This is a genomic window from Paraburkholderia sp. EG304 (assembly GCF_046543485.1).
GTDB classification, from domain to species: Bacteria; Pseudomonadota; Gammaproteobacteria; order Burkholderiales; family Burkholderiaceae; genus Paraburkholderia; species Paraburkholderia youngii.
On the sequence record NZ_JBKGUA010000022.1, the window covers coordinates 26,197 to 48,540 of the forward strand.

The window sequence follows — 22,344 nt, forward strand, 5'->3', positions numbered from 1 at the left end:
CCTGTCCGCTCGCGCCCGACGCCTACGACTGCCGCATGCCGTCGGCATCCTGCTCCGGCTTCTGCTTCGACTGGATCATCGCGTTCGGAGACGGAACGGGATTGAAGAACCGCTCGGGCTCGGGCACGAGCATCACGGACAGCTGCCGTCCGCCCGCACCCTTGATCGTGTAGTGGAGCAGATAGGAGCGCGCGGCGCCACCGGAATCCGCCGCCACCGGATAGCCCGATTTCTGGAAATCGCGCTGCACCTGCTTCCATGGCTCAGGCGCTCTGCCGTCCTCAGCTGGCGTCTGTTCGATCGCCTCGGGGTGCGCCTGCGCGAAATCGCGGAACACCGCAGGCGTCACGAGCAGCATGCCCTCCGGCACGAAGTGCACCCGCGCCATCGATTCGTTGTACGGCAGTGTGCCCGTCGCGATCCCTTCCTGGACCCAGGCCATGAAACGCTCGGCATTCGGTCGCGGTTGCCGGCCGCCCTCGCGTGAAGCCACGGACCGGGCCGGCGCCTTCGCTTTCTGCTTCGGGCGCATCGGCGAGGTGACCTGGTCGGGCACAGGTCGGTCTGCCCTATGCGCCTTCCCGTCACGAATGGCTTCGGCCTGCAGCGTCGATGCGCTCTCGACGTCAGGCAGAAAATCTGGCGAGTCAACGGCCGAACGCGGCTGAGGAGCATTTGTGGCTGACACCGGTATGGGCTCATCGACTGCTGCGCCAGTCAGATCAGGCATGACGAGCAACATGGATGCCGCTGCGTCGGGTTGTGCCGCGGGCGCTCCCTCAGGAGCAAGCGTTGCCTCAGCAGGCCCTGGTTGTTCCGACTCATTCGCATCCGCGAAACTGGAATGGACAGCGACCGCACTGGATGCCATGGCGGCCGACGCGTCCCCGACCGGCGGCGCCGCGCCCATTCCAGCCTCGATGGCTTCAACTACTCGAACCGCGTCGGGCGGAAGTGCACGGGGATACTGGCCTGGATTAGCGTACAGCCGGTCGAGCGGAAAGCGGAGAACCGTAAAGGTCTGCTTCCAGGCTCCCAGCGTCACCTCGACGGTCCAGATCGCACCGTCTTCCGGCGTGGGAACGAGCGCGCCGTACTCCTGCCAGGTGTCGAAGAGCCGGTTGTTATCGGTCGGGATACCGGCCGCACCAGGCTGTTGTAGTTCGTTTCGGGCCAGCCACGCCCGCACAGCCTCGGCAAACGTCTTCGCGACGCACCACAGGGATTCGCCGTCGCAGTATCCGGTTGCACCCGCACGGTTCATCGGCACCTCGCCTTCGGCGAGCAACCGCCGTAATCCACCCATCAACCGCTCGATCAGCGGAACGGCGCGAGCTGTCGCAAAGCGGGTGCGAGGGCCCGAGAGCAGGTTCTGCGCAACCGAGCGCCGGTCCGCTTCCCCCACAATCTTCGCGAGTGCCCCGTCCTTCGCGCCGGCGTCGCCGGAGAGGTACGCTGCAAGTTCGTCGATGACTGGCGGATATTCTGCGAGCCAGGCAAGCGATGCAGAGGAAACGAGGCGCTGGAGCAGCACGATGGACAGCCGCGCGTGCTCGCCATAATCACGCTGCGCCGGCTCCGGAAAATCTACCCGGTACCACTCGCCGCCCTGCCCGTTCATGCTGCCCGCCAGCGGCACCCAGGGCCGCTCGGTCGTACCGCTCACGATTTCAATCTTCAGGTCTGCCAGGGGTTTACCGATGTCGTGCAGCAACGCGGCGACCAGCACGGCATAACTGCATCGCGCGCCGTGCTGCATCTGGTCCTCGGGACTGGCGCCGAGTGGCAGCCGGTAGCCCTCGCGGAAATGCAGTGCAGACCGCGCCACCTCGAGCAGATGGATCAGCAGGCCACCGGGCTGCGCGTGATGATGGGATTCCGATGCGGGCAATAGTTGCACGAATTCGGAGAGTTGCTGGATCAGCGGCGCGACGTCCCTCCGCTCACTCTCAGCCGCCAGGCCCAGGCTGCTTCCGATACTGCGGACTGTGCCCTGCATGCCAGTTCGCACGAGGAGCTCACCGGACGCGAGTACGGGCAGATGCTGCGCAGACGGCTGCGAGCGCCGCGGTGTCGGAACGGCTGCGCTCGCAGCAGGCAATGCTGGCTGGGAGAGCCTCGTGGAGGCCGCTGAAGCGCGTCCCAGCCAGGTCAGGGCGGTACTGAGTGCCATGTGGGCTCGGAGGAGGTAAGTGCAATCGGGTTGCGCGGCGTGCGCAGTGCCTCGTTCAACTGTCCCCACAGTACGCAGTCGCCCTCACTCCCGGTCCGGAATAACTGCACGGCATGCGGACGTCGCATGCAGTCATGTCGAACGCGCGGGGACCGGAAGTCCCGGTCAGCCAGGCTGTCCTTTCCTGGCCCTTTCCGACGTTTCCCGGCGTTCGCCGCGGCGTTTTTCTCCCTTACTGCAAGCGCCTTTTTACCCTTCACCCTTTGCGCCTTTCAGCGGGTGAAGCGACTCATCCCAAGCTTCACCCGCGGCCTTTGGATAAGGCCCTTCCCTTTTGGACGTCCTTTGTTCCCCTTGCCTTTGCAGCCTTCCGCCAACGCCTTTGTATCGCGCTGGACAGTCTGTCCTGGCAACGACCCGCGACCAGGCAGTCCGCAAAAACCTGCCGCCCCGGACGCACACACGTACAGGTATCTGGCCCATCTGCGCGCCATCGCTGCCTACAGTGAATCCGTCGGTCCGCTCCCCCTGGGCCGACGCGCGCTGTTGGCCTGCCGGGATGCTCCCCGCGTCCGGCAGGCTCTTTTTCTGGTTTTCGTGATCATCGGCGCGACGTGGGGATTGGCAACAACGGATGAGGTCAATGGTGAAGTGTGTGTGGATCGTTCTGGCGGGTGCAGTGATGTCCGGGCTGGCGTTCAGTTGCCGGGCCGACTGCATCGATGACGCCGCGCGCTTTCATCACGTGAACGCGCGGCTCGTCCGCGCGATTGCCACCGTCGAGTCCGGGCAGCACGCGAACGTCGTCCATCTGAATGTCGACGGCAGCACCGATATCGGATTGATGCAGATCAACAGCCGGTGGCTCGCAATGCTTTCGCGATTTGGTGTCTCGCGTGCCGATCTCCATGACCGCTGCACCAACGCCTATGTCGGCGCGTGGATCCTGTCGCAGAACCTTCGTCGCCTCGGCCTGAGTTGGGATGCCGTGGGCGCCTACAACGCCGGTACGCACGAGAAGCGCATCGCGTACGCGCGCCGCGTGTATCGGGCACTCAACACGACGGCCTCACGCCTGCCTTCTGCATTGTCCGATCCCACAGTCGTTCAGCAAGGTGCGCCGGCTTCCGGGCTGATCGCGAAACTGTTCCAGCCTCTCACATGGGGAGGCGATCAATGAGCCGGTTGACGTATGAATATGCGCTTGAGGTACTGAACGACTACCTCAGTCCGCTGCAAACCATGCTCGCGGATCCTGACGTGCAGGAAATCATGGTCAACCGCGCCGACGCGATCTTCGTCGAGCGCAACGGGAGCGTCACATACGTCGCCGGGTGCGAGCTCGATCCCGATGCGCTCGACCGTGCCATCACGATCCTAGCGAACGTCAATGCAAAGGAGCAGACCCCGCTGCTCGATGCGCGCCTGCCTGGCCTGCGCCTCGCCGCTGCCCGGCATCCGGTTGCGGTACACGGCGACATGATGTCGATCAGAAAGCATTCGTGTCGACGTATTGGACTTGCCGACTATGAGCGCAGCGGCGCGTTCGATGTACTTCGAGGTGCGTCACCGCTCACCGCGCGCCGCTGCCATACCGCGCTGCTGGAGCGTCTGGCTGCGGGCGGCGCTGCGCTGCGCGAGTTCTTCGAATGGGTCATGCGCGAGCGCATCAATGTCGCGTTCTCCGGTGGCACTTCCTCCGGCAAGACCACACTGCTCAACGCGATGATCGATGCCGTACCGCAGGCAGACCGCGTCGTCACGATCGAGGACACGGCGGAGCTGCGAGTGCATACGCCCAATCACGTCGCGTTCGAGACCAATCTCGGCATCACGATCCGCGACCTCGTGCGCTTCTCGCTGCGGGTACGCCCGGACCGGATCATCGTCGGGGAAGTCCGGGGCGCCGAAGCTTTCGACCTGATGGAAGCGCTGAACACCGGACACCCCGGCTCCATCGTCTCGTTCCATGCCGACTCGTCCGACACCGCGCCCGCCCGGCTGGAATCGCTCATCCGCATGAGCGACGAAGGCCGGCTCCTGTCGATCGACGACCTGCGCCAGAAGATCGCCTCCACATTCCGGTTCTTCGTGCACGCCGAGCGCCAGGGTGCAGTGCGTGGCCCGGTCGAAATCCGCGAAGTGCTCGGCGCCGGGAATGGGCGCTACCAGACACGTTGCCTCTTCTCCCGTTTCGCCTCGCATGAGGAGATGTTCCATGCATGATCAGCATCATCGCGCCCGCCCGCTCCGCAGCACCAGACGGGTCATCTCCGCATTCCGCCAGCACGGCGCGGATCTGCGCGACGCATGGCGAACCGTCGTCGTCCGGCACCATCGGGCGCTGCGCCTGATTTTCGCCGCCCTCTGGCTCGGCTCGATTCCCGCCATCGCGCATGCCGGCATCTGGAACGGCGGCCTGTGCACGGTGTATCAGGACGTGCTCGATAACGAACTGCTGGAGGTCGTCTCGCTCTCCGCACTCGTCGGCTCGATCGTGCTGTGGCTGCTCGACGACGGCCGCAGCAACATCAAGACGCACGTGCTGCGCGGCGTGCTCGGCACGCTGGCGATCCTGAACATGCCGCTGCTCTGGGCGCAGGTATTCAATCACGGTGCCGCGTGCACGGGCAGCATCTGACGGGAGTCCGCATGGAAACGCCTCGTCTCGCCAGCCGTGACGCCTCTGTCGAACAACCCGATCCGCAGGATCCGGCGGACCCGCTCGCGACACGCATCCGCAAGACCATGCTCGAACCCTTCCTGCTGCTCGGGATCGACCGCAAATGGTGTATCGCGCAGGGTGCTATCGTCATAACCTTCGCAGCCGGCCTGCGCAGCGGCTGGGTGCTGCTCGCAGTACTGGTCACGCATCCTGTGCTCTGGCTCGCCGTCCGGCGAGACCCTGACCAGATCCGCTGCTATACGAAATACAGCCGTCAGGGCGACTATTACGAGCCCCGCCAGTTGCTGCGCCAGAAGGTCAATGCCCGTCCGAAAGGCTTTGCCCGGGGGATGCCGTGCTGAAGCCCTCTGTCACTCTCTCGCCACTACCCCTCTCTCCGTACGATGCGGAATCGCTTGAGCGGGTCGCGCAGCGTACCGATGGTGACCGCCGTTCGACCGCCGAGATGGTGCCGTGGCTGTTCCGCTTCAGTGACTCGCTGATCGTCAACAAGGACTCGTCGGTGATGGCGACGTATGAGTTCTCGGGTCCCGATGCCGATGCGCTCTCGACCGGCCACGTGCTCGAACTGATGGACAACCTCATCACGTCGCTGCGCGATATCGCGCGCCGGCCCGTGACGATGTGGTGGACCGTGCACCGCCGCCGCAGTGCCCAGTATCTGAGCGCGCCGATGCCTGACCCCATCTCGCAGCGCGTTGACGATGCACGGCGCGACACGTTTGAGCGCGGTGCGAACTATGCGAACCGCCACTTCGTCACGTTTGCGCTGGCCCCCGAGGTCGGACTCGACCGGTTTGCGGGCAAGGTGACGCACGGCATGACACATGACCGGCTGTCGATCGTGCAGGCATTGATGCAGGCCGTGCGCGGCACATTTTCCGACCAGTACCTTTTCGCGTATACAGCTTCGGAACTGGCTGCCGTCGTCGAGACCTTCGAGAATATCCTGTTTGGATTCGTCGCCGGCAATCCGCGACTGGCCTGCCGTCGACTCCGCGGTGACGCACTGGGTGCATTCATGCACGCGTGCTGCTCGCCGCCCAGCGATCACGTGCACACCGTGCCGGTACCGGATATTCCCGCACTGGACCTCGCGATGTGCGATACCGAGGTCCGCCCCGGTCACGACTACCTGCACTTCTACTCGCACGGACGCCAGCGCTTCGCGATCGCGGCCGGCATCCCTGCCCGGCGTGACTTCTGGCCGGACAGCGTACTACCCACGAGCCTCGACGGCCTGCTAAAGGTGCCCGGGGAGCTGACGGTCAGTCACTGCTTCCGGCTCACCACGCCGACCGCCGCGATGCGCTTCATCGACGGCGTCCGTCGCTATCACGAGGGGCGACGGCTCGACACGCGCTCGCTGCTGGCCGCTACGCTCCGCGGCGGGGACACCTCGGGGGCCCGCCAGAACCAGTCCCGCTCGACTGCCGCCGACGATGCCAACCGGCGTATCGGCAAGGTCGAGATGGCCGAGGAAATGTATGGGTACTACAACCTGTCGGTCCTTTCCTTCTCGCCCGTTTTCGAGACCACGCCGTTCGATGATGACGTCGCCGTCGAAACGGCGTGGACGCAGGCAGTCGCGACGCACCGGGCAGTCGAGGAAGCGCTGCGCGCCGCGCACTTCACGCCGGTACGCGAAACCCTCCACGCCTTCTCCGCCTTCGCGACGAGCATCCCCGGCATGTGGCGCGAATGCGCGCGATGGTCGTTCATCGACACCGCCGCATTGGCACGACTGCTGCCACTGCGCGGGGTGTCGGACGGGCACCGGATCAACGCACATCTGACGAAAGAAACCGGCACGTTGTGCCCTGCGCTGGCCGCCTTTCCGACCGAATTCGGCACGCCCTACTGGTTCACCGCCTTCCTCGCCGACGTCGGGCACATGCTTGTGTGCGGGCGCACCGGATTTGGCAAGACGATCTTCATGCTGCTGTGCGCGACGCTGTTCCGCAAGTATCCGGATGCGTGGCTGTACGGGTTCGACAAGGACCTGTCGATGCGTATCCCGGCGATCCTCCAGGGCGGACGCTACCTGCAGTTCGATCATGACGCAGCCGGCGCTTCCGATGACGAACGTGCACAGATGAACCCGCTCGTGCTGCTCGCGGATCTCCGGCACCGGGAATTCCTCGTCGAATGGATCGTGATGCTCGTCCAGCAGCGCGGCACCTACCGGGTGACGGCGGGAGACCGCCGCGAACTCGAAACCGCGCTTGCTGCCACGCGCAGCCGCAGCGACCGGCGACTGTGGCGACTGCGTACGGTCCACGCGTCGCTGCCTGCCGGTCCGCTTGCCGACGAACTGGCACTGTGGGTTGGTCCAGCCGTTCACGCGCACTATTTCGACAACGTGCGCGACAGCTTCGACCATGACTCGAACGCTGGCCAGTGGGTGTCGATGGCGACGGACCGGATTCTCGCCAGTCCGGCCATTGCCCGCCCGTTCCTGTCGTATGTGACCTATCGCATCCAGGATTCGCTCGAGCAGCGTCGCGCCTCGGGCGTCATCGGTCCCACGCTCGTGATGCTTCCGGAAATCTGGAACCTGCTGGACGACGATGCGTTCGCCGCGCAGATCGGGAACTGGATCGTCACGATGCGCAAGAAGCTCGGCTGCGTGTGGATGGACGCGCAATCGCCCGAACAGGTCTCGACCTCGAAGATCTGGCCGCAGATCCGCGACAACGTCCTCGTGCGCGTGTTCGTGCCGGTCGAAAACTTCACGCCGTCCGCGAAAGCGGCTTACCAGCGCGATTTCGGCCTGTCCGACGCCCAGATCCGCACGATCCAGCAGCTCGTCGCCAAGCGCGACTACTTCGTGACCGAGCAGGGCGGCGCGTCGCGGCGCATCTCGGTGCCACTGGACCCCACGTCGATCGCCATCCTGCGATCGGAGATGAGCGCACAACTGATGTTCGACCGGCACCTCCACTCGGGACGTCTCGACTGGAAGGAACGCTACATCGACGAAGCGATGAGCCAGGCCAGCATGGGGGCGACTTCGACATCGGAACAGGAAGTCCGTCATGCGTAAGTCCACGATTCTCGGCATCGCGCTCGTCGCGGCCCTTCCCCTGATCCTGCACGCGGGTGCGGCTCACGCCGGTGGCGGCCTTGACGGGGGCGCCACCGAAATCACGCAGTTGCTGAACCATGCCGAGCTGGCTTCTTCGGTCGCCCAGCAGGCGCAGATGGTCGAGCAGAACGTCCAGGCGCAGATCACCCGCCTGCAGCAGTACGTGACGATGGTCCAGAACCTGAAGCAGGTTCCCAACTCACTGATCGACCAGACCATCGCTCCCTACCGGACACAGCTTGCGAGCTTCCAGTCGTTGTCCACCGCTGTCACGCAACTGCAGCAGGCGGCCACTGCCACGAATGGGCTCTTCGGTCGCAGCCTCTCCGAGATAAATACGACGGGCATGTCGCCCTCGCAGTGGCTGTCGGCCTACACGTCGCTCGCGTCGACACGTGGCGGTCTGTATCAGCAACAACTGACACAGGACATGCAGAATCTGGACACGCTCGCGCAGCGCGCGCAGAACCTGCAGCAGATCCAGTCTCAGATCCCAGGTGTCACGGGCAATGTGCAGGGCCTGCAGATGCTGAACCAGCAGTCGAATGTACTTGCTGGCGAGATGGTCGACCTGCATGCACTCGTGCAGCGCCAGGTTGCGCAGCAGATGCAGGACAGGATCGCGCAGTCGCAGGCTCAGGGCAACGCGGCACAGCTTGCTGCCGCACGTGCGGCAGCGCTCGGCCAGACCAACCAGCAGGAGCAGCAGACGACGCAGGGCGCGCCCGACTTCGATCTGCTGCAGGACCAGTAGGAGAACCAGGGATGTTGCTGCGCTGGCTGATTCGCCATCTCTGTGCGACGCCCGCCGAGTTGCGCGTGGTGCTGCACGCCCTGCAGCAATACCGTTTGCACAGCCGCGTGCCGTTCGAGGAGCGCGACCCGCACTGGTCGTTCGACCGGCGCATCACCCGCAGCGTACGTCTGTCGCTGCTCGTTGGACTGCTGGTCGTGCATGTCGAGAGCCCACAAGTGTTTGCGGCAGCCTGGATCGCACTGCCATTGGCTCTGCTGCTCGCGTTGCTGCGTCTCGGCGGCGCCCTGCGGTAGCAAACCGCCCACGATGGTGCGAACAGGTTGCGACCATGAACGACGTCATTTCCGTGCTCAACGCACTCTTCGCTGCGATGCAGGCGAAGGGGATGAGCCTGCAGACGCTCTTCCTCTCCGACGGCATGGATCTGCTTGCCGCGCTCGGCCTCGTCATGGCGACGTGGCACGTGTTCCTGTGGCTGCTCGAAGGCGACTTCCCCGGCTTCTTCGCGAACATGTTCCGGCATCTGATCCGGTGCGCGGTGATTCTCGTGCTGCTCACGGCCTGGTCCAGCACCGTGCACAGCTATTTCGTCGACAACATGCAGACAATGGCGTCACGTGTGTCAGGTGGCGAGGGCAATCCCGGTGACCTCCTGCGCGCGCTCGTCAATGCCGCCTCGACCATCATCCAGGGCGTGCGCACGGAAGCGGCACAGGTGTGCGAGCAGGTACCCGACATCACGCCCGATGGCGTGGTGATCCCGAACACCGACCATCAGGTGTGCGGGGCCGCGAACGATGCCGGGGCGAACTCCGCAGGCCTGAACTCCATCTGGACGTTGGTCAAAAACCTGCCGCTGATCCTGCTCGCATTTCTCGCGAAGGCGCTCGCGGTTATCGCGATCGCGCTGATGACGATGATCTTCGTGGTCGTCGTGCAGTTCGGTTCGTTCCTGCTCGACATTGCCTTCTGCCTTGGGCCGGTGCTGATTCCCTGGTATGTCCTGCCTGCGGGCGAATTTCTCTTTGACGGCTGGCTGAGATTCACCATTTCAGCAGGACTCTTCAAGGTCGTCGCGTGGCTGATGATGGCGATCGTCGACAGCGGTGTATTGCCGGGTATCCAGAGCCTCGTGCAGCAGGCCGCCGCGCAGAATGGCACGAACAGCGATGCCTATTACGCGACGAACTACCTCGCGATGCTCGCGCTCGCGCTGGTCTGCGGTGTCGGGGCCTTCATGATGTGGCAGGTGCCGGAGATCGCCAGAGCACTTGTCACCGGCGGTGGCGGAGGAGCGGTTAAAGGCTTCGGGAAGGGCGCGATCGGCCGCCAGATCACACCGGGGATCCTCAAATGAGGTCAGTGATGATCCTGCCGGTGCGACGCGTAATACGACGCCCATTCCTGGTCCTGTTGATATCGCACCTCTTCATCGATGCGCTGCGCGTCGGCACGCTCCTTCGGGGTGGTCCTGATCCACGACCAGGCGATGAATGCGATTGCGCCCGCAAGCATCATCGCGACGCCAAAATGCTGTGCGCCGACCTGATACAGGACGAACGCCGCGACCAGCAGGATCGGCAGCACGAAATAGAGCAGGATGATCTTGAGCTTGGCCATGGCTGCACCCTCGCAGCAGGTGAACAGGATGCCAGTGTAGCACTGCGGGCATGCCCGTGCCGGAGGGACTAGGCGATGCGCAAACGCGTACAGCCCTCTTCCGGCACCGAGATATCGGGTGCCGATCTCTCGCCACCACCGAATACGGGAGAGGCGATCTCTGCCTGGTTTGCGGCATTCCAGCGTCCCATCTGGGAAAAGCGGCTCGCCATCAAGATGGCCGTCGCGTTCGCGCTGATTGCCGCCGGTGAATGCGCGGCGCTGATCGTGCAGAGCGCACACAGCGGTCCCCGCCCCTATTTTGTCGAGCACGACGAGAAAAGCGGCGCGGTGTGGGTTTCGGACCGTTATGCGGAAACCTACTCCGTCACCGCGGCGAACAAGCGTTATTTCCTCGTGAAGTGGGCCTCGCGCGTGTTCACGATCGAGGCGGACAGCCAGGACACCCTCACCCGTCAGATACCGGCAGCGTTCGGCTGGACGTCGGGTGCCGCGACGCAGGAACTCGAAACGTACATCACCGTAACCGATCCGGTCGCGCAGCGCGTCGTGCAAACGCCGGGTCTCACGCGCGAATTCGTCGAGAACTCGACGTCGTTCTCGCCGGACGGTCAGGTCGCTTACCTGATCTTCACGCTGATCGAGAGCGTGAACGGCAAACCGTCCCGACCGAAACAGATGCTGCTCACGGCCAGCTTCCTGCTCGCGCCCGAGACGCTGAAACCCGGCGAAGAAAAGGACAACCCGATCGGGCTGCGCATCACCCACTTCAGCCTCACGCCCTATGCGGGCGTCAATCCGGGAGCCACGCAATGAATCCTGTTGTCTATGCCGCGTGCTGCGCGGCATTGTTCATCGCATGCATCTGCCCAGCCGCGGCGCAGGTCGCAGCGCCAGAACCAACGCCCCCTGCACCGCTGCCGGTCAGTGCGGTGACAGCCATCACCTCGCAGCCGACTGTGAATACGAGGCCCACGCCAGCGCCGCATCTACGAGCCCCGAATCTCTCGACTTCCCGCGCGCCCGCGTCCCGAGCCCATATCAATGGGCCGTACCCTGCACCCGACGATTCGTCGCTGGTGGTCTATGACTATGATCCGGATTACCGGTATCCGGTCCTCGTACGAACGAACGAAGAGACCCATCTGGTTTTCGGTCCCGACGAAGAAATCGTTGGCGTCTACCTGTCCGACACTGGCAAGCGCTGGCTCGAACATACCGCCCTCACGAAGCGCGACGTATTCATCGAGGCGCGCCTGCCCGCACTCGACAATGCAGCGACTGTCATCACGACGAGGCGGCGCTACGAACTGGACCTCCGTTCGTCGGACCATGACGCGGCGTATCAACGCGTCTCCTGGCACTATCTGGATACCGACGCGCAGATGACGGCGGGACAGGTCTCGCCCTTCGGCATCGAATACCCGGGCAACGTTCCAGGCGCGAATACCATAACGCAGGCAGATGGCGGCGCACCGGCGGACTCACCCGTGTCAGGTGACGTGCGCGCGGCCGGTCCACGCATCCCCCTCGATCACGCGAACTTCGACTATCGGATCGAAGGTAGCGCACCATTCGCTCCGGTGACCGTGTTCGACGACGGGCGCTTCACGTACCTGCAGTTTCCTCATCACGCCGAGCTGCCCGCCATCCTCGTCATGGACGAAAAAGGCCAGGCCGAGATCGCGAGCTTCATCCCGCTCGGGGGCGACTTCTTTGAAGTGCAGCAGATCACGACGTACGGTCTGCTGCTAAGACGCGGCAAGGAGGAGGTCCGGGTTTTCAACGGTCGCGGTCACGGGTGTGGCCTGTTCGGCTGTGACTCCGCCCGCATGAAGAACGTCTACGGGAAGTCGTGACCATGGCCGCTCCCGAAAACAGCAGCGCCCCGCTCACGCAGGAACCGGCGAAACTCACGCGTATTCGCCGCAATCTCGCGAAAACGCTGCTGATTGTCCTGTGCTCGGCGCTGCTCGCGATCGTGCTCGTCCATGCGCTATCCCATCCCCACGAGACCGCGGCCGAACGGCGCGAGCGTGAACAGATCGAGGCGGACGCCCGGCAGCCCAAGGCTTCGCCCGATGCGATCCGCAAGCGCCTCGAGGACCAGCGCAACCTGGCACTGGCTCGTGCGGGTGATGTGGCATCGGGCGCGAGCGCCCCGCTGGGCGGCACGCCACTCGATGGCATCCCCAAAGGCGCGCCCGGAGACGATAGCGGTCCACTCCCCCGCAACTACAGGAATGGCGGTGAAGCATCGGGAACGGGCGATGCCGATCGCCTCGCCTTGCAGCGGCAGATCGAAGCCATGCAGAGCCAGTCGCTCGTCGCCTACGAAGACACTGGCAGCGGCACCAGCAACGCGCCCGCCGGCAAAGTCTCGCCGCTCGATCACATCGCGGACAACCTGTCGCAACACCTGGACCAGCAGACGGCGGCGGGCCGCGCCGCTACGAGCAGCGGCGAATCGCCCGCATCGGGACGGTCCTCCGTGAGCGTATCCAGTGCGACCGATCATCGGAACGCCGACTGGATCAGGCAGCAGGGCGAAGGAAACGACGACAGCGCACCGCTGGTCCCGGTCCCTGTCGGTTCACCCTACATGGTGATGGGCGGTACACCGATTCCCACCGTGATCCTGCAGGGCGCGAAGAGCGATATGCCCGGTACTTTCCGCGCGATGGTCGATCGCGACATCTACGACAGCATCGACGGAAGCTGCCTGCTGATTCCGAAGGGCACGCGGATCCTGGGTCGCACGAATAACGATGTGGCGATCGGTCAGGACCTGATGCTGATGGCCGCCACGCGGATGATCTTCCGCCACGCCTCGATGCGGCTCGACGGCCTGACCGGCAACGACCCCGATGGTGAAGCCGGTGTCAGCGCCGACGTCAACAATCACTTCTTCAGGATCTTTGGATCGACGTTCCTCATCGCAGGTGTAGCGGCCTGGCTCGGTCACAACCAGAGCCAGTCGAACGGTACGACGATCAACATCAACGGCGGCATGTCGACCGATCTGTCGGAAGCAGCGGCGCAATCGCTATCCCAGACCACGCAGACGATCCTTCAACGCAACATGAACATCCAGCCGACGCTGCGGCTGGAGCCGGGTCAGCGCATCACGTTCATCACGCAGCGCGACATGCTGCTGCCGCCCGGCACCACTGACGGGAGTTGCCATCGATGAAACCCTTCACCGCCCTGCTTTCTGCAACCGTACTGCTCACGGCCTGTCTGCTTCAATCAGCCTGCGCCGAACCACCGACCGCAATGGGTCCGGTCTACGATTTCGACTTGGATCTGGGCGGTGACACCGCAGTCCGGCCATATCAGGTATTCGACGACGGCCAGCGGATCTACCTGCAGTTTGACGATCCGAAGCACGTGCCCGCCATCCTGGCAGATACGCCAGGCGGACCATTGCTCCTGCGTTGGCACCCTGACCCGCCCTACGTCGTCGTCGATCAAATGGAAATGGCGCTGGTGTTCCGGGAAGGAAACCGTGTAGCGCGTGCCGAGCGTGCGAGCCGCAATGGGCCGCCAGCGAGCGCGCATTTCGGCTCTGCGGGGCCGCGCCGCCTTACACCGTCGAGCCCCACGGGTCTGCGGCCGTGACCCACAGGCTCGCACCCGCAGTCTATCTGTGGGCTTGCTTCGGGTGACGCGGCTGCTGACCGGGTCCTGGCAATCAGATTCGACACTTGCGTATTCGCGCAACAGGTCACGACACCCTGTCTGGAGAAAACATCACTGCGCTGATCAGCCTAGTTGTCGTCCCCGAGTCTCGCCGGAATATCCATCTGTTGATGAAGGATGCGAATCACGTCAATCAGCGCCGTCGACTCCCTGAAAAACACGACATGCATTCCAACCAGCGCTTTGCTGTAGCCTTCGCGCACATCTGCTGCGGACAGACTCGGCTGGGTACCGTCGGCCAGGCCGGAAATGGTGCTTTCGATGCCCAGGATGTAATGCTCAGCCTGCGCCTCCCCCCATCTCCCGGCCGTGTAATCCCAGATGTCGTCAAGGTCACGCTCGGCCGCAGGAGAGAGAACATAAGCCTTCATGCGGTTCTGTTCCGCTTGCCCGCAATGTACTTGCGAAAATCAAACGGGCGCGACGGCCCGGACTGCTCGCCTTCGATCAGGGCGTTTCGCAGCGCCTCCAGCCTGGCTTCCTCGGTCTCGAGCAAGCGCAAGCCGGCGCGCACAACGTCGCTCGCCGTGCTGTAGCGGCCGCTGCGCACGCGATCATCGACGAATTCCGAAAAGTGTTCACCGAGTGTGAACGATGTGCTTTTGCTCATGGCCCGAACCTCCTCCACCAAGAATACCAATTTCTGGTATTTGATGTCGAAAAATCTCGCCCTAGATGGCTCGGATTTAAAGCGGCAACGCAGCATCACAGTCAAATCGGACTGCTTTAACCGAGCGTGCTGAAGGTTAGCGCGCAGGGCGTTTTGGTCGGGAGAACGCCTCTCCTCGGAGCATCACGTTCCGGCCCTTTATGTCTGAAATCTCCCGCGTACATGCTCCGTGGATAGCCGAAAACCATGTTGTCACGCAGTGAGCGGGAGCCTGACTTCGTCAAGGTCATGACGATACCCGCTCCCATGCCGGAACAACTGCGGAGAGAACATCAGGCCGTCGCGTCGCGCAGCGCTTTTGCCTGGAGTCCAGCCAGTTGGGCAAGCGCATCCGCCGCACGCTCGACCGGCACAAAAATGTGATCGTGAAACGCGGCGGCCACGACATTGCAGCTGATGCTGGCCCGGGTCAGCGCCTCGGCGACCGCCGCGGTGAGCCCAACGGCCTCCAGATCGGAATGGACCGTCAACGTGATCCACGCTGCGCGGAAAAGCACCGGCAAGCCTTCACGCAATGCTGTCTGCTCGTCGATGATGATGGTCAGTCCTTCACGCTCGCGAAACGTTGCCACGGGCGCCAGTCGCGACACGTCCCTGTCCGGCTGAACGGATGAAAAGACGTAGGCACCATCGTTCAGCTCCGGCTGCATCGACGCCAGCAGTTGCTCAAGTTTCGTAACCGGTTGGCTCACCGCGCTCCCCGTCGGGCAAGAAGTTTTGTCGGACTGGAATACCGGCCGTCACGGTCGGTATCCAACACTCGCTAACACGATATTGTGAACGAATCAGAAACATATCCGGCATTCTGATGAGCTCACGTGACATTACACTGCAGGTTCCCGCCAAAGCCCCAATCTCACGGATACAAGCCAAAAGAGTCAACGCGAGCAGCCCTCTGACTCATTCCCGAATCCGGCCGGAAACCACACTCCAGTCCGCCGGCATTTCAGAATATAACGTATTACACATATTATTAGTTTTCAAGTCCTTCTTTGCTTTCGTCTGTCCACGCACACTTGCCGCATTTCAGGGTGGGAGCGGCAGTGACAAGGCAGCAAGGCGAGCATGAACAACTGGTCAAGGCAATCGGGAAGGCGATTTCTACCCGACGCAAGGCGCTCGGCCTGACCCAGGAACAGCTGTCCGAAGCGGCTGGTCTCGCTCAGGCATCGCTCTCTCACATCGAACGTGGGGTGACGTCCCCCAGCCTCGAACGCCTTGCCCAGCTCGCCGGCATCCTTGAGTGCCGGCTGTCGGATTTTCTTGGGGAAACCGCCACCGGCCCGGCCGACCGCGCAATGCGCATCCATCAGAAGCTCTCGGTACTCACCCCGCTCCAGCAGGATGCACTGGAGCATCTCATGGATGAAGCCATCACCCTGACCACGAATGTCCGGGCCGCTGGCAAGCGGCGCCCGCGCAAACAGAACCCATAACCACACCGACGGTCCAGCGGTGCGCCGTTTCCCCTATATGCTCACCCGCGCGGTGGCGATCTTGGCGCGCCCTGAATCTGCGCGCTGCCCGCGGTACCCGCTTTCACCTGATCTGCCGTCTGGATAGATGACCCGCGCCGAACGCGGTACGGATCAGGCAGTGAAACAGGGTGACATATCGTGAGATCGCATTGAGCGCCCATATATTCATCTGGACTGCGAATAATCCATAGCAACAGGTTGCCTTGACTTTTTGGTGTTGCCGGCTACGATTCACAACTGAAGTTGCCCGCTGGAATTCGTCCAGCATCCTTTGCAGTACCGTCGCCCGTGCGACACCTTTTGCGGTTGCGCTTCGTCCCGTCGTCTGGACCACCGCAGGTCACCTGATCTGAAGCTTCCTTGTTGACCCGTCTGGGGAATTGTCATTCCCCGACGCGGGTATGGCGATTCCCTTTTTTCGTTCTGGAGAATCGTCATGAACCAGTCTGTCGAACCCCGCAAGTATTTCGATCTTCATCTGCGCGGCCTCGGGTATCTCTCCCGCGTCCGCGATGTCGCCTCGCGTGGCAATGGCCGCAGCAAGGCCAAACCCTTTCTTGCATGCTCGATCTCCGCGTTTCATGGCGATCCGAACGTTGATAACGGCATCGTCTATCTTCCGCTCGACCTGATCGTCTCCGGCGAAAAGGCAAAAGAAGCAGTTCGCTCCGTCATGGACGACGCCAATGATCGGGACGTGAAGGTGCTCGTCGCCTTCCGGTCCGGTGATCACTATATCCGTACGTTCGAATGCACCGGCAACCGCGCTGGCGAAACGGGCTCCGTCCTCAAAGGGCGTCTTCTCAAGCTCTTCTGGATCAAGGTCGACGGCCAGGAAGTCTGGCGCGACGAAGGCGACGACACCGAAGCGGGTGCCGATAGCTCGCGCGAAATCGTCGACGGGCGTGAGTCATCGACCGAGCATCGCGATGACCGCGGCACCCCTGAAGTCGGAGAACCGGTCGACGGGGGCAAGGATGAAGACTCCGGTGAAGGTGCACCGGCAGTTGACGCAACCGCCAGACACGCCGCGCAGCGCACCAACCGCTATCCGCCACTTCGCCGTCAGGGCGGCGGCAACATCCGCCAACCTGCTGCCGGCAACCGGTAAGCGGCAACAACATGGTCCCCGCCCGGCGCGGGGACTCATCTCTACGCCCGGCCGTTCAGCCGGCTTTCCGGAGCGACAAACGTGAGCTGCTCCGGAAAGCCGGTATGGTCCCGCCGATTCCCGTCCGGGTCCACGGTGGCCCCGTCACGCCGTGACGTTTGTGCCGGACAGATGGTCCCGGCTAGACCGGTGCCTGGCAGTTCACGATCTGCCAGGCGTTATCCGTGATTCACCGCGCTGGTCAATGACGGATAACCGCTTCACTGCTGGCCTGCCAGTTGCGGGCTCGTCTGTCGCCACGTCTGGCGACACATTTTGCAGCCCTGTCCGGCGCCTCCGTCTGCGCGGCTGCACCTGGTGAACCAGCCAGGTCCGGATTGTCTTCCCAGCTTTGGGTGTTCGTATGGCCGACGGCCCTTATCAGCGAGGCAGTCCCTGCTGCCCTTTCGTACCCACTGCCTGTCGCCCACTCGCGGACCAGCATCCGCGTGACAGGTGGCGTTCGTCTTCTTCAACCCACGCGGGGAATGCGCTTCCCCGTCCAGGGGCAGTCGTCCTCCGCATCATTCTGGAGGATGTCATGAACCAGGCTGCTGAAACACGTTCCATCGTCGCCACCCTCGTGCCCGAGGAACGCCGTATGGAAATCCTGCCGCATTACCTTGGCAGGCACATGATCCGCGGTGAGATTGCCGTCTACACCGCAATGGAATCACTTTGCGATGCCTACCGCGGCGGGTTCTGGGACTATGTCGAGCTGTCTAACAACGCGTTCTATATGAGCCCCCGCATGGATGGTCCGCCGAACATCAGTTGCGACGGCAACGGCTACGCGGGCGAAATGAGTTGCGATGCGGCTGGCATTGTCGCGACGCTATTCGCGCTGAATGCCATGGCGTGGTCAACCGAAGACGACACGTTCACCGATCTCTATCACAGGCTCATCGCCTTCGTGCCCTCTCACCCCGAGGCGCGCGAGATCTTCGCCGCCATCGACTGACCCCGTCCACTCCTCAACCCTTGCGGAACGCAGCCCGCAGGGGCACGTCTCCGCGCTTCTTACCGGAGACAACTATGTCAACCTGTGCGCTCCTCGCTCCCCGGCCATCCGGCGCGCGATACGCCCTGCCCGAGCCAGGCATGCTGGGCCACGCGGCGAGCCGGCCCGATGAGGACAGCGATTCGCCGCAGCCCTTCTTTGCGTGTCGTGACGGTCGATCGCTGCCGCACTATACGGACCAGAACGTCAATCTTCCCGACGGCCTCTATCTCGGACTATTCAATGGACGCGACGAACCGTTCAGCGCGTCGCGCGCACCGGGTTTCGATGGCCCGTTGATTGGCCGGCTGCGTTACTGCCATATGGTCGAAGCGCGCGAAATGAGACTCGAATTCCTTGACCCATTCGAAGGCCGCCTGTTCTTTCCCGACATGGAAGTCGTCGCAGGGCCTGGCGGCCACGTCCCCACGGGCAGGTTCACACTACCGGTCCAGCTCGGGCTCACCTCCGGCGCAATCGTGTTCGATGACCGGTACTTCGCCGACTGGACCGTTTTCATCATCAGTTCGGTACGCACCGTCATCGGGCGCGACCTTCGCTCGCAGCAACGGTGTGACCGCGGCCCTGTCGCGGCATCGCCGACTCACATCACTCCTTCACCCGCACCGGCCCAACGGTGCATTCCCCGCGGGGTATCGTCCCCGCCCGGGAATGATGCGCCGCTTCACTTCACGAGGTGCATCATGGGATGGCTCTTTGGTCATGGGCAGACCCGCTCACAACTGATCGAACGTCTGACCCGCTACGAAGAACACAACGGTACGACACACCGCTGCCTGCGACACTGTACCAGTGGCAACGTGCTCTGGACCGTATGGGAAATTGCGCGGCCGGATGAACCGCCGTTCCGCTACATCGGCTGCGATCTGCTCGCGTGGGATAAAGGCTGCGCAGGCTGGGGCTACAAGGATATGTGCGAGGAAATGGAGCCCTTCTATTACTCGTGTCCTCTGGCCTATCTCGACATGGTTCCACCTGCCTCACCCGGATGGCGTGATCAGGTCCGCGCCTGGCATGCCGCGCGCTCGCGCTCGCTCACTTCGGGCGACGTCCTGACGCTCAGAGGACTGTCGATCGATGAAGCCGTCGTGGTCGGCCGGCAGCACCGCACGTGGATCGTCGAAAGCGGCGGCCGGCTCTTCCGGTTTCCACCACGGCTCTTCCGTCACATCACCGGACAGCGGCATGCAGACGAACCTGCTCCGCAACCCGCCGAGTAGTCCTCTTCACTGTTCCAGTGCGCCTGGTTCCCATGCCAGGCGTCATTCCAGGCGCGCGCGACGCTCGCCCGCCCGCCCGGAATGACCGTTTGCTGCTGATCTGCCCGATGCAGATCCGTGCGTCGCCACGTTACGCGACACCTGCAGCTGCTTTCCGGCGCCACTGTCTGCGCAGCTGCCTGCCCGCCATCGACATCCTGAACGGGCAGACGGAATTCATCCGCACCCCATCTTTCCCAACCGGCGGGACGCCATGCCCGCCAGGGACGATCCCGCCTCACCTCGTGGAGGCATCATGATTTCCCTTTCCGGCACGCTCGACGTGCGCACCATCAAGGGCAGCAACGGCCCGTTCCAGGTCGGCGAACTCACGACGTCGGTCGGCGAGTTCAAGGTCAAGGACAAGGTCCTCGAACAGTTCGAGCCCGGTGCGTACACGGGCACGTTTCTCATCGACAAGATCTACCCGCACAGCTACGTGTGGTACGGCAAGGTCACCGTCGAGATCCGCGCGAGACTCGCCGACGTTCAGCTCGACAACGACGAACCGTTCAACGAGACCGGGCAGGCGCCGGCCTCGACCGAGCCCGATCCGGCGGACGAGGAACGCGTGCCGGGTGCGAGTATGGGTACGGTTACCACCGCGCGCGGGGACGAAACCGCCATCACCGCGCAGGCTGGGAGTGAGTCAGGTGAACTGTATCTGCCCGACCTCTTCGGCACCGAACTGGCCGACGCCATCGTCGCGGGCGACCCTGTAAAGCTCGACCCTACCGTCGACCGCGGCGTGTTCCGTCAGCAGCGTGACCAGCTTCGCGCGTTCGGCTACGCCTTCCAGGCCTCCACGCAGACCTGGCTGAAGGCGTGATTTCCCGATTGCGGGTGTGCCCTACGACTTCGGTCGCAGGGCACACCCGTCCCTCTGCAGTCCCAAGGAGATTCCCATGGCTCTGATCTTTCCCCGCCTCGCCAGAAATTTCATCAGAAACGGCTATTTCCCGACCGACGCCGTCACGCTCGGCCGGATCGTCCCCGTGCTTGCACTGGCCGATTCTGATCGTCCGGTGCGGCTGCTCGATCCGTGCTGCGGCGAAGGCGCTGCACTGCACGACCTGAAGGATGCGCTCGCAGAACTATCCGCGCTCCCCGATGCCCTCCGGGCGTTCGGCGTCGAATACGACCGCGAGCGTGCCTGGCATGCGAAGGGCGTGCTGGATACCGTGGCGCATACCGACGTCCACGACATGTTCATCACGGCGCGCAGCATGGGCCTGCTGTTCCTCAATCCGCCCTACGGCGACGTCGTTTCCGACAAGGCGCAGACCGGCGAGCGTCAGCCGAATCGCCTCGAGAAACTCTTCTACCTGAAAACGGTCCCGTGGCTCGCATTCGGCGGCGTGCTCGTGCTGATCGTGCCGCACTACGTCATGGATCGCGAGTTCGCAACCATGATCGCTCGCAACTTCACGCATGTCGAGGCATTCCTCGCGCCCGATCAGACGTTCAAACAGCTCGTCCTCTTCGGTGTCAAACGGCGCGCCGATGGCGTGGACAGCGCACTGGCGACACGCCTCGCCCGTATCACCGAAGGCGAGCTGCCACCGGAATTACCCGAACACTGGACGGCAGCCCCTTATTGCATTCCTTCGATCGCCGGCGAGCACGCGTTCATGTCTACCCGGATCGATGCGCCGCAGCTTGGGCACGAACTGGAACGCCTGCAGGGCGCCACACTCTGGCCGCAGTTCGCCACGATGTTCGCTTCGAAGGCAGTCGTGCCACGCCGGCCGCTACGCGACCTGTCCGACTGGCATCTCGCCCTGGCGCTTGCGGCCGGTCAGATCACCGGTGTGGTGACCGGCACCGACGGCACGCGCCTGCTGATCCGCGGCGACACCATCAAGCAGAAGGAACAGGAGGTCCAGATCGAGGAAACCGACAAGGGCGACATCCGGACCACGATCCTGATGCGCGACCGGTTCGTTCCGACGATCGCTGGCATCGACTTCACACCCGGCCCGAATCTTGGGCGCATCGTCACGATCCGCTAGACCGGATCCCTTCTTCAACCCTGCGGGGCCTTGCCCCGCAGGGGCGGGTTCCGTGATGACAGGACAGGCACCATGACTGACACACCGCTTACCGGGCAACCCCTTCCCGCCTTCATGGTGGGCTACAGCCTCGATCGCACACACCGGATTGTCGTCGGCATCCGGGCTGCGAACTCCGACGCTGCGTGTGCGATAGCACATGCGGCATACAAGGCCGGTACGCTCTGGGACGATACCCCCGACAGGCCGCTGCTCTATGACGACGATGAAGAGATCGACGGACAAAGCGTGCAGTTCGATGCCACGCCGGTAGACACCTGGCCACGAGCCCATCAATCGGTCGCCGCCTCGAAGCTGCGAAGCGCTGCTCCATGCCTGCTCGCACTGATTCGCCTTTTAAACAGCCGGCTGCCTCTTGCAACGTCGATCAGGACGTGGCATCCCGATGCCCTGCTGACGTTGACCCTCACGGTTGGCCAGGCGCGTGACCTTCACGCGCTGCTGGAAACGCTGACAGCCTGCTGACCGGCCGGCGCTCATTTCAATCCCGCATTTCAATCCCTTGTGCGCCCTGTCCAGGGCGCTTTCCCGGGGCGTCGCGAGCGACGCTCAGGGAAAGCGGCTTCCGTGGTCCTGACCCACAGCATGCATACCCCGCTGGTCTGCCGGTAGCTGACCCGTCGTCGCCCGTTACGCGACACCTTCCGTTGTCACTCCGCAGTTTCCTT

At 63.4% G+C, this 22,344-nt stretch carries 24 protein-coding genes; 19 read left to right on the forward strand and 5 right to left on the reverse strand.

Annotated elements, in window-relative coordinates; translation table 11 throughout:
* Positions 1–22: 22 nt before the first annotated feature.
* Positions 23–1,999 carry a MobH family relaxase gene (gene mobH / locus ACLFKU_RS24575; protein ID WP_410850772.1) on the reverse strand — a complete coding sequence of 659 codons (1,977 nt, stop codon included), beginning with the start codon at positions 1,997–1,999 and terminating at the stop codon, positions 23–25.
* A gap of 856 nt (positions 2,000–2,855) precedes the next feature.
* Here mobH and ACLFKU_RS24580 point away from each other — a divergent pair.
* From ACLFKU_RS24580 to ACLFKU_RS24615, 8 genes are all read left to right on the forward strand, one after another.
* A complete protein-coding gene (locus ACLFKU_RS24580) occupies positions 2,856–3,353 on the forward strand; it encodes a lytic transglycosylase domain-containing protein (RefSeq protein WP_410850773.1) in 498 nt (165 codons plus the stop codon).
* Entirely contained in the window at positions 3,350–4,399 is a 1,050-nt protein-coding gene (locus ACLFKU_RS24585) for a CpaF family protein (protein ID WP_410850774.1), read from the forward strand. The genes ACLFKU_RS24580 and ACLFKU_RS24585 overlap by 4 nt, the downstream gene beginning before the upstream one ends.
* Positions 4,392–4,814: a hypothetical protein gene (locus tag ACLFKU_RS24590; protein ID WP_410850775.1), complete on the forward strand. Its 423-nt coding sequence runs from the start codon at positions 4,392–4,394 to the stop codon at positions 4,812–4,814. Before ACLFKU_RS24585 ends, ACLFKU_RS24590 begins: the two co-directional genes overlap by 8 nt.
* Before the next feature lie 11 nt (positions 4,815–4,825).
* Positions 4,826–5,200 carry a VirB3 family type IV secretion system protein gene (locus ACLFKU_RS24595; protein ID WP_410850776.1) on the forward strand — a complete coding sequence of 125 codons (375 nt, stop codon included), beginning with the start codon at positions 4,826–4,828 and terminating at the stop codon, positions 5,198–5,200.
* A 104-nt stretch (positions 5,201–5,304) separates the two neighbouring features.
* On the forward strand, positions 5,305–7,905 hold the full coding sequence (locus ACLFKU_RS24600) for a VirB4 family type IV secretion system protein (RefSeq protein ID WP_410850854.1): 2,601 nt from the start codon (positions 5,305–5,307) through the stop codon (positions 7,903–7,905).
* Entirely contained in the window at positions 7,898–8,701 is an 804-nt protein-coding gene (locus ACLFKU_RS24605; RefSeq protein WP_410850777.1) for a conjugal transfer protein TrbJ, read from the forward strand. Before ACLFKU_RS24600 ends, ACLFKU_RS24605 begins: the two co-directional genes overlap by 8 nt.
* Before the next feature lie 11 nt (positions 8,702–8,712).
* Positions 8,713–8,997 carry a hypothetical protein gene (locus tag ACLFKU_RS24610; protein WP_410850778.1) on the forward strand — a complete coding sequence of 95 codons (285 nt, stop codon included), beginning with the start codon at positions 8,713–8,715 and terminating at the stop codon, positions 8,995–8,997.
* 35 nt (positions 8,998–9,032) lie between these two features.
* Positions 9,033–10,061: a type IV secretion system protein gene (locus ACLFKU_RS24615; protein WP_410850779.1), complete on the forward strand. Its 1,029-nt coding sequence runs from the start codon at positions 9,033–9,035 to the stop codon at positions 10,059–10,061.
* 2 nt (positions 10,062–10,063) lie between these two features.
* Here the strand turns inward: ACLFKU_RS24615 and ACLFKU_RS24620 are convergent, their stop codons facing one another.
* A complete protein-coding gene (locus tag ACLFKU_RS24620; protein ID WP_410850780.1) occupies positions 10,064–10,324 on the reverse strand; it encodes a hypothetical protein in 261 nt (86 codons plus the stop codon).
* Positions 10,325–10,399: 75 nt separating this feature from the next.
* Between ACLFKU_RS24620 and ACLFKU_RS24625 the strand changes: the two genes are divergently transcribed.
* The 4 genes from ACLFKU_RS24625 (at position 10,400) to ACLFKU_RS24640 (ending at position 13,945) form a co-directional block, all read left to right on the forward strand.
* Complete coding sequence (locus ACLFKU_RS24625) at positions 10,400–11,140, forward strand: VirB8/TrbF family protein (protein ID WP_410850781.1); 741 nt, start codon at positions 10,400–10,402, stop codon at positions 11,138–11,140.
* Positions 11,141–11,403: 263 nt separating this feature from the next.
* Positions 11,404–12,183, forward strand: coding sequence for a TrbG/VirB9 family P-type conjugative transfer protein (locus ACLFKU_RS24630; protein ID WP_410850782.1), 780 nt, complete (start codon positions 11,404–11,406; stop codon positions 12,181–12,183).
* Positions 12,184–12,185: 2 nt separating this feature from the next.
* Entirely contained in the window at positions 12,186–13,517 is a 1,332-nt protein-coding gene (locus ACLFKU_RS24635; RefSeq protein ID WP_410850783.1) for a TrbI/VirB10 family protein, read from the forward strand.
* The gene (locus ACLFKU_RS24640; RefSeq protein ID WP_410850784.1) at positions 13,514–13,945 is read left to right on the forward strand and encodes a TrbG/VirB9 family P-type conjugative transfer protein; all 432 of its coding nucleotides are present in this window, start codon (positions 13,514–13,516) and stop codon (positions 13,943–13,945) included. Before ACLFKU_RS24635 ends, ACLFKU_RS24640 begins: the two co-directional genes overlap by 4 nt.
* Positions 13,946–14,094: 149 nt before the next feature.
* Here the strand turns inward: ACLFKU_RS24640 and ACLFKU_RS24645 are convergent, their stop codons facing one another.
* From ACLFKU_RS24645 to ACLFKU_RS24655, 3 genes are all read right to left on the reverse strand, one after another.
* Complete coding sequence (locus ACLFKU_RS24645; protein WP_410850785.1) at positions 14,095–14,397, reverse strand: type II toxin-antitoxin system RelE/ParE family toxin; 303 nt, start codon at positions 14,395–14,397, stop codon at positions 14,095–14,097.
* Positions 14,394–14,636, reverse strand: a complete 243-nt coding sequence (locus tag ACLFKU_RS24650; protein WP_410850855.1) for a type II toxin-antitoxin system ParD family antitoxin — start codon at positions 14,634–14,636, stop codon at positions 14,394–14,396. The genes ACLFKU_RS24645 and ACLFKU_RS24650 overlap by 4 nt, the downstream gene beginning before the upstream one ends.
* Before the next feature lie 332 nt (positions 14,637–14,968).
* Positions 14,969–15,388, reverse strand: a complete 420-nt coding sequence (locus ACLFKU_RS24655) for an ACT domain-containing protein (RefSeq protein ID WP_410850786.1) — start codon at positions 15,386–15,388, stop codon at positions 14,969–14,971.
* Between the two features lie 351 nt (positions 15,389–15,739).
* Here ACLFKU_RS24655 and ACLFKU_RS24660 point away from each other — a divergent pair, with 351 nt between their 5' ends.
* The 7 genes from ACLFKU_RS24660 to ACLFKU_RS24690 all read left to right on the forward strand — a co-directional run bounded on the left by ACLFKU_RS24660 (position 15,740) and on the right by ACLFKU_RS24690 (position 22,141).
* The gene (locus tag ACLFKU_RS24660; RefSeq protein ID WP_212173990.1) at positions 15,740–16,132 is read left to right on the forward strand and encodes a helix-turn-helix domain-containing protein; all 393 of its coding nucleotides are present in this window, start codon (positions 15,740–15,742) and stop codon (positions 16,130–16,132) included.
* A gap of 478 nt (positions 16,133–16,610) precedes the next feature.
* Positions 16,611–17,285 (forward strand): DUF3577 domain-containing protein, encoded by a 675-nt coding sequence (locus tag ACLFKU_RS24665; RefSeq protein WP_410850787.1) that lies wholly within the window; start codon positions 16,611–16,613, stop codon positions 17,283–17,285.
* A gap of 580 nt (positions 17,286–17,865) precedes the next feature.
* Positions 17,866–18,285 (forward strand): antirestriction protein, encoded by a 420-nt coding sequence (locus ACLFKU_RS24670; RefSeq protein ID WP_410850788.1) that lies wholly within the window; start codon positions 17,866–17,868, stop codon positions 18,283–18,285.
* Between the two features lie 140 nt (positions 18,286–18,425).
* Positions 18,426–19,565, forward strand: a complete 1,140-nt coding sequence (locus ACLFKU_RS24675; protein WP_410850789.1) for a hypothetical protein — start codon at positions 18,426–18,428, stop codon at positions 19,563–19,565.
* Between the two features lie 295 nt (positions 19,566–19,860).
* The gene (locus ACLFKU_RS24680; RefSeq protein ID WP_410850790.1) at positions 19,861–20,433 is read left to right on the forward strand and encodes a DUF3275 family protein; all 573 of its coding nucleotides are present in this window, start codon (positions 19,861–19,863) and stop codon (positions 20,431–20,433) included.
* A 16-nt stretch (positions 20,434–20,449) separates the two neighbouring features.
* A complete protein-coding gene (locus tag ACLFKU_RS24685) occupies positions 20,450–21,616 on the forward strand; it encodes a DUF6094 domain-containing protein (RefSeq protein WP_410850791.1) in 1,167 nt (388 codons plus the stop codon).
* Between the two features lie 72 nt (positions 21,617–21,688).
* Positions 21,689–22,141: a hypothetical protein gene (locus ACLFKU_RS24690; protein WP_410850792.1), complete on the forward strand. Its 453-nt coding sequence runs from the start codon at positions 21,689–21,691 to the stop codon at positions 22,139–22,141.
* The last annotated feature ends 203 nt before the right edge of the window (positions 22,142–22,344 follow it).